General features: G+C 35.3%; 11 protein-coding genes. 5 read left to right on the forward strand and 6 right to left on the reverse strand.

Annotated elements, in window-relative coordinates; genetic code table 11:
* Positions 1–21 precede the first annotated feature (21 nt).
* Entirely contained in the window at positions 22–621 is a 600-nt protein-coding gene (locus C9I86_RS04500; protein ID WP_080157845.1) for a TfoX/Sxy family DNA transformation protein, read from the reverse strand.
* Positions 622–893: 272 nt separating this feature from the next.
* Between C9I86_RS04500 and C9I86_RS04505 the strand changes: the two genes are divergently transcribed.
* The 3 genes from C9I86_RS04505 (at position 894) to C9I86_RS04515 (ending at position 3,690) form a co-directional block, all read left to right on the forward strand.
* Positions 894–1,490, forward strand: a complete 597-nt coding sequence (locus C9I86_RS04505) for an LON peptidase substrate-binding domain-containing protein (protein ID WP_107275753.1) — start codon at positions 894–896, stop codon at positions 1,488–1,490.
* Between the two features lie 114 nt (positions 1,491–1,604).
* Positions 1,605–2,522 carry an HDOD domain-containing protein gene (locus C9I86_RS04510; protein WP_107275754.1) on the forward strand — a complete coding sequence of 306 codons (918 nt, stop codon included), beginning with the start codon at positions 1,605–1,607 and terminating at the stop codon, positions 2,520–2,522.
* Positions 2,523–2,790: 268 nt separating this feature from the next.
* Complete coding sequence (locus C9I86_RS04515) at positions 2,791–3,690, forward strand: lysine exporter LysO family protein (protein WP_080157848.1); 900 nt, start codon at positions 2,791–2,793, stop codon at positions 3,688–3,690.
* A gap of 80 nt (positions 3,691–3,770) precedes the next feature.
* Here C9I86_RS04515 and C9I86_RS04520 read toward each other — a convergent pair whose 3' ends face one another.
* From C9I86_RS04520 to C9I86_RS04540, 5 genes are all read right to left on the reverse strand, one after another.
* On the reverse strand, positions 3,771–4,223 hold the full coding sequence (locus C9I86_RS04520) for a YidB family protein (RefSeq protein ID WP_080157849.1): 453 nt from the start codon (positions 4,221–4,223) through the stop codon (positions 3,771–3,773).
* A gap of 50 nt (positions 4,224–4,273) precedes the next feature.
* Positions 4,274–4,702, reverse strand: coding sequence for a peptidoglycan-binding protein LysM (lysM, locus tag C9I86_RS04525; protein WP_107275755.1), 429 nt, complete (start codon positions 4,700–4,702; stop codon positions 4,274–4,276).
* 374 nt (positions 4,703–5,076) lie between these two features.
* Positions 5,077–5,544: an RDD family protein gene (locus tag C9I86_RS04530; protein WP_080157851.1), complete on the reverse strand. Its 468-nt coding sequence runs from the start codon at positions 5,542–5,544 to the stop codon at positions 5,077–5,079.
* An 8-nt stretch (positions 5,545–5,552) separates the two neighbouring features.
* Positions 5,553–7,172, reverse strand: coding sequence for a PTS transporter subunit EIIC (locus C9I86_RS04535; protein WP_107275756.1), 1,620 nt, complete (start codon positions 7,170–7,172; stop codon positions 5,553–5,555).
* Positions 7,173–7,982: 810 nt separating this feature from the next.
* A complete protein-coding gene (locus tag C9I86_RS04540) occupies positions 7,983–9,494 on the reverse strand; it encodes a PTS transporter subunit EIIC (protein WP_107275757.1) in 1,512 nt (503 codons plus the stop codon).
* Positions 9,495–10,380: 886 nt separating this feature from the next.
* Here C9I86_RS04540 and C9I86_RS04545 point away from each other — a divergent pair.
* Both C9I86_RS04545 and C9I86_RS04550 read left to right on the forward strand, forming a co-directional pair.
* Positions 10,381–11,700 carry a hypothetical protein gene (locus C9I86_RS04545; protein ID WP_241956846.1) on the forward strand — a complete coding sequence of 440 codons (1,320 nt, stop codon included), beginning with the start codon at positions 10,381–10,383 and terminating at the stop codon, positions 11,698–11,700.
* 375 nt (positions 11,701–12,075) lie between these two features.
* On the forward strand, positions 12,076–12,633 hold the full coding sequence (locus tag C9I86_RS04550; RefSeq protein ID WP_107275758.1) for a hypothetical protein: 558 nt from the start codon (positions 12,076–12,078) through the stop codon (positions 12,631–12,633).
* Positions 12,634–12,806 lie beyond the last annotated feature (173 nt).

Consider the following 12,806-nt stretch of genomic DNA (forward strand, 5'->3'; position numbering starts at 1 on the left):
ATTATCAATTAGCTATCTCTATTAATGTGTTTGTTGACGATATTCATCAAGTAAGCGTCGCTTATGATCTTCGCTTAATAGCTGCCAGTGACCACCTTGAATAGCACCTGCAAATATCCATAACAGTTTATGATCTAATTCTTGGCCATTATGTTCGCACACACGCCTAAACACATTAACGGCACCCGCATTAAAAAAAGTATCTACATCCAAAACACCAGCTTTTTTTACCATTCGCTCTAGTGTTAAGCGCATATTAGGTAAATCACGCAAACGACGATTTGATTCAGAAGATCTAAAATTTTTATCTCGACAAGAAAAAGCAATTGATTCTTCGACAAATGAATCACATTGAGATTGATCCGTTAAAAATAGGGTTTTAATTTCATAATAATTAACGGTAGCTGTTTTACTTTTTTTTATATGTCTAAACTTTTCGCAACCAGATTTAATTAATTTCTCGTCAAGGTCATTCCCTCCACGAATATACATTGACGTCGGTGTAACAATGGCAAACATGGCACTATTAATAAAAATACCCGTACCACCAAACATTGATCTTTTTTCTTGTTGGCCAAATTTAGATAAATAATTCAAGTAATCATCTTTTATTGACGTCATAACTTATGCTCCAGATATTATCCATAACAACTAAAAACACACCAAATATTTACCATTAACAATGTCAATCATTTGACGAGCTATTTTATGCTCATAGCAACAACAGATGATACAACTAGCATTCGAATATGAGATTGCTCCCATATTTTTAGTCGAAAATTTATGAAACAAATTAACAATTAATCATTTTTTATACTTACTCTCAGTTAAATATATAGTGCTAACCTTAATAAGGTTTCTTGTAAGCGACATAAAGACGACAAGGATAAACTATGAATACCATCGCATTATTACCTCATAATGGACATTTATTACCCGGAGGACGGTTAAAAATTATTATTTCAAGAGTCTGTGATATTCGAATGGTAACCGAGGCAATCGCAAATAATGAGGCATTCGCCTTAGGGATGATAGACCGAAATACCGCACCAGAAACAGTGACTAATATTCCAGCTATTGCAACAACGGCAATAATTCGAGATTTTAATACGGTAGCTGGAGGATTCTTGGAAATAATCGTTGAAGGTACGAATAAAATATCAATTTTAGATCTTACAATGGCACATGATAATTTACTAACAGCAACCTATGAACCTCATTATAATTGGCCAAGTATTAGAATAAATGCCGAGAACCAAATACTCACTGACAAGCTAAAATTGTTGTTTCTATCAATGCCAGAAATAAGCCAACGTTATCCACAACCTAACTATCAAGATGCAACTTGGGTTTGCCAACGTTGGTTAGAAATATTACCAATCGGAATAAAACAAAAGCAAACGTTAATCCATCATCCAACCGCAGAGATTACAATTAACTTCTTATTACAGCTGCTACAAAACCATGACTTAATTAATAATTTAAAATAACACCTTTATTAAATGAGCCAAGCGTTAACTGTGTCAAAAAAATAGCAGCTTATACTTTGTACATGAAGTAACAATGCGTACACTCATAACACCTCTTTCCACTGTAATATTTCAATGTCACATTTATCTTTTTTTTGGCTAGAAGCTAATAACCAGCATTATATTCGTGCTATTCAGTCAGATCTTTGCCATTCAATAAAAAAAGCAGCACGTTATAACAAGTTAACTTTACCATCCATTCCTGATACGCTATTAAAATTGAATATATTGTGTAAAGATCCCGAAACAACAGTCCATGATGTTGCCACCTTATTACTGGATGATCCTGTACTAACTGCAAACATTATTCGAACCGCAAACTCCGCAATATTTAATCGTCGTAATATTATTTGCCACGATATTCTCACGGCAGTATCCCGCTTAGGTATTATTCGAATTAGAGATATTATTACAGCTCAAATAATTTATTCTTTAAAAAATACCTCTATAGAAAATATTGAATGTAATTTATTGCTTAAAAATAGTGCTTTCCATTCACGTCAATTCGCTGCAACGATGGCGCTTATTTGCCAAAAGATGCATCTATACAGTAGTAAGCCCTTTAAACTTGAACCCGATAAAGCATTATTGACAGGTTTGCTAGCCGACATTGGCTTATTTGGCTTGATTAATGAATACTCACAATTTATTAAACAAGGTAATTATCTTGATTTTAATATTGCTAAATATATCTTCCAAGATAACTGTGCATTAACCAGTAAAATCGTCCTCAAACAATGGGGATTTGATGAGGATTATATTGCGGTCGCAACCAATACCATATCTCCTCATCATGATAGTGAGATCAATTATTTAACTATCGCTCGAATGGCACATCACTTATTACTGTTTAAAACCAATGATGCCGCTATCAATGAGCATGAAATAGAATTAGATCTTACTGGGGCTGAAGTGATGTATGAGTTAACCAATATGCCTGAAATTGAATTTGAAAAGCAGCTGCAACAAATAACCCATAGCAGCGGTATTTAACACGTTTAACAGAACCCCCTATCACTTCTCTACGTTCGTCTAATCTCCCTATTAGACGATACGTTTTGACACATATACATACACTTTTAAGATAATTTCACTAGTTCTTTCCTGTTGAAATATATACTCTTTCTATTCTTCTATGTTATATTCGTCACAAAATAAACGCTTAATCTTTAATCACTTATTATGATGTTGTTACAACAATCTTGTATTAAGATATTCAGCGAGTCACTTTCAGCGCAGTTTTATACATATAAGGATGAATATGTTATCGGGGATCCTACTCATTTTTTTACCTTTGGTCTTGGGATATTTAATTCCTATAAAAAAAGCCAATATTCTTGAGTTTATCAACACACAAACAAGCCGTTTGGTATTGGTGATTCTCGCGTTAATGGGATTAAGTTTAGCCGGACTCGATAACCTCAGTCAGAATTTAGGTCAGATTCTGCTGTATACCTTTACTTTTTTTATCTCTATTTCAGTCTGTAACCTACTCGCTTTACCATGGCTCGACCGTTTATGGCCAACACCCACATCACATATACATCGAAAGTTACCGCTAACAAAAATGATGCTTGAATCAGGAAAATTAGTTGTGGTGGTGGCGCTTGGTTTAATTGTTGGATTGTTATTAAACCTTGATCTGTCATGGGTAGAACAAGCCAGCGAACACATTTTATTATTACTGTTATTTTTTGTTGGTATTCAACTTCGTAATAGCGGCATGACACTGCGACAAATTATCCTCAATAAAAAAGGCGTTATCATTGCTGCGGTCATTCTCGTGACATCCTTATTAGGCGGTATTATCGCCGCACTGTTACTTGGCATTCCAATTAATAACGGCTTAGCAATGGCATCAGGCTTTGGTTGGTATTCATTAGCTGGAATATTAATTGGTGACGGTTTAGGCAGTATTTATGGTGGGGCGGCATTCTTAAATGAGCTTCTACGTGAAATGTTAGCGTTAATAATGATTCCACTACTTATTAACCGTTATCCAAACACCGCAATTGGTTATGCTGGCGCAACAGCTATGGACTTTACCTTACCTGTTATTCAGAACTGTGGTGGCATTCGTTGTGTGCCTATCGCCATTGTTAGCGGGTTTATTCTAAGTATGTTGGTGCCTATTTTAATTCTCTTTTTCCTATCACTATAAAAATAAAAACCTCAGCCAATTAAGCTGAGGTTTTATATCAAAGTGCTCATTATCAATCACAGTGATTGAGTTAATTTAGCTTATTTTTTACCGAATAAACTTGCAGCCATATTGAACAAACCAGACACACCACCAACGGCATTTAATAGTTCACCGGCAACTTCACCAGCAGGGCTCGCGTTATCAACCATAGCAGGCAGCGCTTCACTTAGGCCGGTTTTAGCCTCTTGTTCTGGAATATTCAATTCATTAGCAAAATCAGACAGCTGAGAACCTGAAAAAATATTACCAATATCATCGGCTGAAATCGCACTGTTCTCACCATTGCCAAGCCAGCTCTGTAATACATTAGCAAGACCGGCACCATCAATAGATGACAATAGTTGTCCTAAATTTGCACCTTGACCATTCTCATCACCACCAAGTAAACGAGACAGTGCTGAGACAATAGAACCTTGGCTTAATCCACCGGTATTTGCTTGTGACTGACTAAATAACTGTGCACCAATTTCTAATATTTTTGCAATATCCATGTATATCCTCATTTACTTATTAATGTGAAGTGACAAATGTTTATGCTTTATTATGCCTGAGTAATACGCAGCTTTTGTCCAGCGAAAATCAAATCTGGGTTTTGAATAACTTCTTTGTTTTCTTCAAAAATTTGCTCGTACTTAGCACCATTGCCTAGTGTTTTCTCGGCGATTTTCCATAAGCTATCACCCTCTTCAACAACATAATAAGTTATATTGCTTGTCTCTTCTGGCGCTGAAATATTATCAACAACACTTGCAATACCTTGAGTGTTACCTGCCATTAAAATAGCTTTTTCGCGTGCAGCAGCTGAATCAGCAGCGCCCGACAAGGTAGCAACGCCATCTTCCACACTTACCTGTAGATCGCTGATACCCGGATTATTATCTTCAATATGTTGAGTAATTTTTGTTGGTGCTTCATCTTCATTAGAAAATAATTTATGGCCAATATCACGAGCAAAATCTAATAAACCCATTTTTTTCTTCCTTTATTAACTGCTTTATTTTTAATGCAGATTATTTGTATAGACACTAAAAGAGTAATGACCCAACCTATTAAAAGATAGCACTCAGCAGTGCAAGCTATCTTTCCAATAATGAAAAATAGACGATATTTAATAAACAAACAGAACTATTTACTCAAAAATCACGCCTAAACATCAATTAATGAGCAAAAAACAATCAATCAAACACAGGCATAATCAAACAAAAATATAAAACACTGTTTAAATAAAGAGCCAATAATTGCTTAAAAAAACAACGTTATTATACCTATCAACAACTGTAGATTAAAAAATGCAAAAAAAAAGCCACAGCGTAATGCTGTGGCTTTCGTATTTATGGTGATAACTTAATGCAATACAACAGTCGTATGGTTGGTACGATCGTGCCAAGGCAAATGTGAGAAAGCTAAATATTGAGCTCCACAATAGAGTGGATATAACCCTAACGTTGCGACACAAAGGTAAATTTTATTAAACTCACGCTTTAAGTAACGTTGCTTCGTCAACGGTTGATCATCTGTCGTTACAACCTGAACGCTTAATAAGTAACGTGATAGTGACGTTCCTAATAAACGGTAACAGATCCATTGATAGCCCATAAAGACACCAATAAATAACAGCATTAATCCCATAAACAATAACAATAATGCGGGTAATGCCATGGTATCGTTTAACGAAAGCGTCGCGCCAGTACCATTGGAGATATACGCAATAATACTAAGGTAGATGTTACGACCAACCATCGCGAACATCTGCACAATTGCCATATCTATCATGAAGGTACCAATACGTCGGTATTTCAATTTAAAGCTCATTAGCGTTCTTACTTACCTAGTTTCGCGTTAATCTGTGCTTTAAAGCCAGCAGCTTGTGCACCATAGATAGCTTGAATACCTGTATTACCAATCTTCACTAAACCCTTTGCACCTAAATGCTCAGTCCAATATTGATTGTCTTTTACTAAATCACCATCTTTAACAATGATACGTAAACGAGTGATACATGCATCTACATCAACGATATTATCTTTACCGCCAAGTGCATCAATCATCTCATCAGCTTGAACGTCATTTTCGCCACCCGCTGCTTTTGATGCGTGGTAATCTTTCTTACGTACAACGGCAACAGCACTACCCTTACGACCAGGTGTTTTCACATCAAACTTCAGAATAAACCAACGGAACAAGAAGAAGTATACAGGGCCGTAAATTAGACCTAGTAATGGAATGTAGTACCAATGGTTTTCAGTACCTGTAAGACCTGGCAACATACCAAATAAAGCGAAGTCAATGAAACCACCACTGAATGTCATGCCCACTTTAACCTGTAGCAAGTCCATGATCATAAATGATAGGCCGGCTAGTGGCACGTGGATAAAGTAGTAAAGTGGCGCAGATAAGAATAGGAATGTAAATTCGATTGGCTCAGTAATACCGGTTAGGAACGCTGTTAGCGCAACAGAAAACAGTAGACCACCAACCGCGGTTTTATTTTCTTTATCTGCAACAGTGTACATAGCGTAAGCGGCTGCTGGTAAACCAAACATCATGAATGGGAATTTACCCGTCATAAAGTTAGTTGAAGAGAACTGTGAGTAATCACCATTCGCTAAAGAACCAAAGAAAATGTTTTGCGTACCCTTAAATACTTGACCTGCGATTTCAGCCGTACCACCAATTTCTGTCTGCCATAATGGAAGATAGAACACATGGTGTAGACCAACAGGAATCAATGCACGCTCAATAATACCGAAGATAAACGAAGCAATGTAACCATGACCAGACGCAGTCATTTCACCTAGCGTTGCACCGATAGAACCAAATGCAGCACCGATGTAAGGCCAAACAAATACTAATGCGATACCGTAAAATAATGCAGAGAATGCACTAATAATTGGTACGAAACGTGCGCCACCAAAGAAGCCTAAGAATTCAGGTAACTTAATAGCGTGGTATTTATTGTGAAGCACAACAGTAATACCACCAGCAATAAGACCACCAAATACACCCATACTGAGTGTATTATGAATACCAAGCACATCAGCAAGTACGCCAGCATAATGGGTACCCATTAATATCACTGTGTTGTTGGTAGTATCAACCATACCTGCAACAGTCAGTGTTTTTGCAATCGCAACGTTCATTACAAGGTATGCAATAGTAGCAGCAAGTGCTGCTGCACCCTTTTCTGCACGCGCAAAACCGATAGCAATAGCAAGTGCGAACATTAATGGTAAGTTTGCGAAGACGATACCGCCAGCTGCGGTCATAACCTGTAGGAAACTATTTAAAAGTGTTCCGTCTTGCAAAATACCGATTTGGTACGCTTCAATCATACTTTGGTTAGTAAAACTACCACCAAGCCCCAGCATAATACCAGCGGCTGGTAGCAAGGCTATCGGTAGCATTACTGCTTGGGATAACTTACTGAAAAAGGCTTTCATTACCTTGTCTCCTCGAGATGGACTCTACACTTGTCGATGAAATAAATATAAGACTTTAATTACGTCTCTTTTTCTAAATCATTTTCAAAAACAAATAAGCAGGTGATGAACACTTTCGCAGATTAGAGACCAGCTCCAATTACCATCGGTAATTGCGTTAGTGAACATTGTTTGCTCCTGAGTATATTTATTTTGAAATAACACTAAGCACTAGCGACATACCCCCGTAGTCATTTGCTAATACTTATTCAGTACTATTTCAGGCATTAGTATAAAATGCGTCGAATAATATAACTTGATGACTATCAAAATTACTAATAAGCAATAAAGTATAATTCCAAACTATAATGCAGATCACAATGAAACAAATGCAATTAAACGCCACCAACAAATCGCAACATAATGATTATAAAGGTTAAATAATCACAAAAAACGCCTTTTTCAACAAATTTCACCCTCTCCAATAAGTAACCTTTGTAACCTATGTAACATGAATAATAAGTAATATTTGTTAAAAGTTTGTCATATAACTCATTTTTCAACTGTCGCATAATAATTCACACAAAACTCGATAGCGCATTTATAAATCATATAAGAGCCATAAATCTCACCTTTAATTAAGCTACCTTGCCATCATATCGCTAACATGCGCAGAAAATAATATTCAAAAATATCGTCAATGGCTAAATTCTATCTATTTTATAAATAAAAAAATCCCGCGACTTTCATCGCGGGATTTTCATAGAGAGGCGAGCTAATATACCTCTCTGTTCATTCTATAGTACAAAGAGTAGCTAATCGCAATTAGGCCTATTCTTTATGCTCTGCTTTTTCTTCTGCTGTACGATAATCAAAGATGAAAATCAGTACCATTGGCACAACAAAAGCAACAGCGATTGATACTGCGTAAACCCACATTGGGTGGAACACAGGAATGGTTAATAGTGATGTAAATGCAAACGCTTGAGTTTTAACACTACCGTACATAGAACCAAGAATCGCAAGTGTTACACCACCAGCAAGACAACCAGGAAGTAAACGTGAGTAAACTTTCTTAAAGCGTAAGTGGATACCATATAGTGATGGTTCTGAAATACCACCAAATAGACCAGCAGCTAACGCACCAGAAGCAGTTTGACGCATAGTGGCATCTTTTTCACGAAGCGAAATCAACAATACACCCGCTGTTGCGCCGAAACATGCAAAGTTCCACACACCCATTGGGCCTTGAATGAAGTCATAACCTAATGTTTGAATATTCATTAACATTAGTGCGTTTAGTGGCCAGTGTAGACCCAATGGAACAAGGAATGGGTATAATAGCGGGATTAGAATCGCGAACACAAACGGTGCATTCGTATTTAACCAAGCTAAACCAAGACCTAAGTAAGTACCAATCCATACACCTAGAGGACCAATCAAGAACGCAGTTAGCGGAATCATGATGATCAAAGAAAGGAATGGTACAAATACCATGTGTAGGTTGTCAGGAATGATTTTCTTTAAGAAGCGGTATACAAGCGCTAATACAGCAACCATGATCAATGGAACGAACACGTTACCAGAGTAATCATTAAGCTGCATTGGTAAACCAAACACGTGTGCAACGTGAGAGACAGTACCTAATGTTGTATCTTTAATCGATGTTGTTGACGCTAATGACGTTAGCTTTTGGAAATCAGGCGTCATTAATGCGCCCATGATTGCCGCACCTAACCAAGGGTCAACCTTCAGTTTTTTAGACGCATTATAAGCAACCATAATTGGCAAGAAGTAGAATACAGAATGCCACATTGAATCGACAAAGATCCAACCCGCAGACTTATCACCTCTAAAATCAACAATGTGTAAGGCATCTAATACTGCACATAATGCAATAATTAACGATGCACCAAGTAAAATACCTAAAATGGGACGGAACGAATCTGAAAGGTATTCAAAGAAACCATCAACCCAAGCAACTTTGCCACGAACACCACCTGAACGCAGTGATGCTTTCACATCATCATTAGATGCCACAGCTTCAGTTTTAGTGTTAGTGTTATCAGCACCACCACTTGCTTTACTATCTTCAATTAACTGTTGCAGTGCGCTATGCATCGTCGCAACACCGCCACCAACAACAATTTGGTAGCGCTCGCCACTTTGAGGAACACAACCCATTACATCAGGAATAGCATCTAATGCGGCTTTATCTACAATTGAGTTATCGTTTAATTCAAAACGTAAACGCGTTGCACAGCACGTTAAAAACTTAATGTTAGCAGCACCACCAATCCCTTCAAGGATTCTCTCTGCTGATGATTTATTGCCATTCGACATGATTTTTACCTTTGATATCCAGACCAATACCAATGAGGATAGCATCCCTCACTGGCATGTACTTAATAACTCATTAATTTTATTAATATAATTAAGGGTTATATACAATATTTATCTACTTTAATAAATTTAGTTTTAGCTCTTTAGAATAATAAATTGATTAAAGCATTCTTAACAAGTATAACCCAGCGAAGATATTGCTCGTTTTTGACCGATATTTCCAGAATATACTTAAATAACATGCTAAATATAAAACATAGATCACACGGATTGCATTACGAGCCGTAAATTACTGATAATAAAACCAAAAAAACGTAATTCTAATAAAACTTTTATTACAGAATTGATACCTAAGTAACACAATGTAACACAAACAACACAAAATAAAGGTTCTGCCGTATAAGTTGGGAGCTTAATTAGCGGTACCCGCTAAAAATATGTGTTTTTAAGATCATTTAGAGTCACTCATTGATTTCACTAGCGACCAACCCCCCTTCTGAGGTCATTCTTCAAGCGGTACGTTATTACGTATAATACAAACTCAATTACGTATAATACAAACTCAGCACGCGTGATATTAAAGATATTTTTACGGAGCACAGTAGTGCTATTGATTGTTTCACAATCAACCGTTGGATTATTACTTTTACTCCAATAATTAAGCACAATGCTCATCAATTAAAACGTAAACTATCGTGATATATGGATGAAAAAGCAGCACAAACTTTTCTACATAAGGCTATAAACAAGAATGGCTTAGCTGAGAAAGTCATTATCAACAAGATCGATACAAAAAAATCAAGCACTTCATTATAATTTTGCGACAGAGACGACTATCCTTGATATTATATTATGCATCTATTTTTAATGACTCAAAGAACATCATATGAGATACATTTCAGTACCAATAGTTATAGCTGCCATACTCAATCTATCAATTTTTAATATAGCTTATGCTGATTCAATTCAATATCTGAATATACATAGAGTCGACCTTAAAGGCGATCAGAATATAAATTATCCTCAAGTCTGCATTCGAGTTAATCGTAGCGCTAATAGAATTCCTATCATGGAAAAATTTCAAGAAATAAGAAGTGAATCTCCTAATGATAACTTTGATCAATTCATGGGAAAAGTTACTAAATGGGCTGATTCTGGAATTGTTGGCCATACATGGATTAATCTTTTTTATAAAGATGATAATGGAGAAATTAAGTCTAAAGGTTATGGGTTTGGAAGTAATGGTAATCAATCTTCTAGAGAATTTAGTTTCCAAAAATGTGTCAATATACAAAACAAAACTCATCAAGAAATTGAAAATGATATTGCGCTAAAATCGTCAGATCTTTACAAAAAAAGCATTAATATTGCAAAAGATTTCTTAAACGTCGGATATGATTGGGCAGGTGGCAGATATACAATGTATACAAACTGCGCATGGTTTGGCGGAAAGTTATTTAATGCTATTGTACCTAAAAATGAACAAATTACTTATTCTCAACCATTTGACTACAGTACAATAGTACCAAAATCATTTCCAATGAGTAAATATCGAGATTTACCTGATCCTGGATATATTGCAGAAAGTATTTCAAAAGTAATGAGTTATTCAGGATGGTATAGTAATTATAATATAGGTTATGGTGCTTTAACAAATAACACAGCCGTAACTGTCAATAGAGATGGTTTAACACTTCAACCAAGATCTTTATTAGCTTTTTACCCTCAACTTACTAACTATGTGAAATTTATTTATTCTGGCTATTTTTCTGAATCTGAAAATAAAATGTATTTATTTACAAATGGATTGGCTAATGAAAAAGAATTTATTCTAACTCCGTTTACAAGCTATCTAGCAATTAAACCTCTAGATACAAAAATAAAAATAATTGCGGCCTTTCATCATCCTTACGATGATAAAGTTGGTTTAATTATTTCAAATAAAGGTGAAATATTCACAACTAATAATTGGGAAAATACTGGAAAAACAGCATTAAAGCCTTATATGAAAGATATTACGTCTGCTGCAAACTATTTTGAATCTGGAAGAATAATGATTTTATTAAGACCCGATGATAAACAAACAAGCGCTAATAAATCTGATGGGGTTAGATTCATTGTATATGATTACGACCAAGATAAAGTAATAACAGCACCAAAATTATTTGAAAAAGAACATGGCTTTAATTTCTTAAAATTACAATAATAATTTAGTGGTTAGGAATTTCAATTCCTAACCACTTTATATTCTATCGTAAATATTTGAAAAGTGACTGGGTAAATATCAGATACATCATTAACTGGTCACGAGAAGTTCTATATTCATTTCTGCCTATCTATGAGTAAGTTTTCGACTCAGTTATTGTGCTCACCAACGACTCTGTCATAACAAATATTACTAATATCTTTATAATCAATAACTGTTAATTAAAAAACCTTAGACATAGCTCTAAAAAGATAATACAAAACATTGAGATTATATTATAACTTTGAGAAATAACTCGAAAAAGAAAAACAATATATATATGGAAATAACTTTATAAAATAAAATTATTTCCACGTTCAATGATTATTCTATTCTATGAAACAACTACTATTATTTTATATTTTTATGCTTTCACTTAATATATGGACAACGTCTACATTATCTAACTCAGATAATATTTGGCTTAAATTAGGTATTTCTTCAAGATTTACAAATAATGCTAAAATAGATCAAATTACAGAGTTAGCTGAAATACCAAATTTAAAAGATCGAGGAGATGACTTACTCGGTATTGACTCTGATAACAATGGAATTAGAGATGATATTGATAATTTCATTCAACTTAACTATCCAAATGTGACTCAAAAAAAAGCGGCAGAGCAATTAGCGAGAGGACTCCAGAAAACATTAATTGCTGACATTGATAATAAACTTAAAGTCAAACAAATAAACAAGCTTAACTCTAGAGCCATTAATTGCATACTCTCTAAATTCAATAGTACAAAGGAAAATGCAATATACCCAGCTCGTGTCGCTTCAGAGCTGGAATCAATAACGACCAATACTAAAAAACGACTATTAGCCTATCTTAAATTTAATAAAGCTCTAGATGGAACAACTTGGTCTCTTCCTGTCGGTGATTCTTGTGAATAAATTAAAAAAACAATAATCTTTAATATATTACAACGATCAAACAGACTATCTTTAACCACCCCCGCTATTATTGCCCTACTTCTACTATATCTGTGAGTAACGATGCCTAAGGCTTGCAATGATTCATTTACACGGTGACAACGGTACTTACCTTCGGCTTTTGCTTTCGCAAT

It is taken from the genome of Photobacterium sp. NCIMB 13483 (genome assembly GCF_003025475.1).
GTDB classification, from domain to species: domain Bacteria; phylum Pseudomonadota; class Gammaproteobacteria; order Enterobacterales; family Vibrionaceae; genus Photobacterium; species Photobacterium piscicola.

Bases quoted from the DNA above. Each gene is read 5' to 3' on its own strand.
- C9I86_RS04500 (WP_080157845.1), bottom strand. From the start codon at position 621: ATGACGTCAATAAAAGATGATTACTTGAATTATTTATCTAAATTTGGC.
- C9I86_RS04505 (WP_107275753.1), top strand. From the start codon at position 894: ATGAATACCATCGCATTATTACCTCATAATGGACATTTATTACCCGGA.
- C9I86_RS04510 (WP_107275754.1), top strand. From the start codon at position 1,605: ATGTCACATTTATCTTTTTTTTGGCTAGAAGCTAATAACCAGCATTAT.
- C9I86_RS04515 (WP_080157848.1), top strand. From the start codon at position 2,791: ATGTTATCGGGGATCCTACTCATTTTTTTACCTTTGGTCTTGGGATAT.
- C9I86_RS04520 (WP_080157849.1), bottom strand. From the start codon at position 4,223: ATGGATATTGCAAAAATATTAGAAATTGGTGCACAGTTATTTAGTCAG.
- lysM (WP_107275755.1), bottom strand. From the start codon at position 4,702: ATGGGTTTATTAGATTTTGCTCGTGATATTGGCCATAAATTATTTTCT.
- C9I86_RS04530 (WP_080157851.1), bottom strand. From the start codon at position 5,544: ATGAGCTTTAAATTGAAATACCGACGTATTGGTACCTTCATGATAGAT.
- C9I86_RS04535 (WP_107275756.1), bottom strand. From the start codon at position 7,172: ATGAAAGCCTTTTTCAGTAAGTTATCCCAAGCAGTAATGCTACCGATA.
- C9I86_RS04540 (WP_107275757.1), bottom strand. From the start codon at position 9,494: ATGTCGAATGGCAATAAATCATCAGCAGAGAGAATCCTTGAAGGGATT.
- C9I86_RS04545 (WP_241956846.1), top strand. From the start codon at position 10,381: ATGAGATACATTTCAGTACCAATAGTTATAGCTGCCATACTCAATCTA.
- C9I86_RS04550 (WP_107275758.1), top strand. From the start codon at position 12,076: ATGAAACAACTACTATTATTTTATATTTTTATGCTTTCACTTAATATA.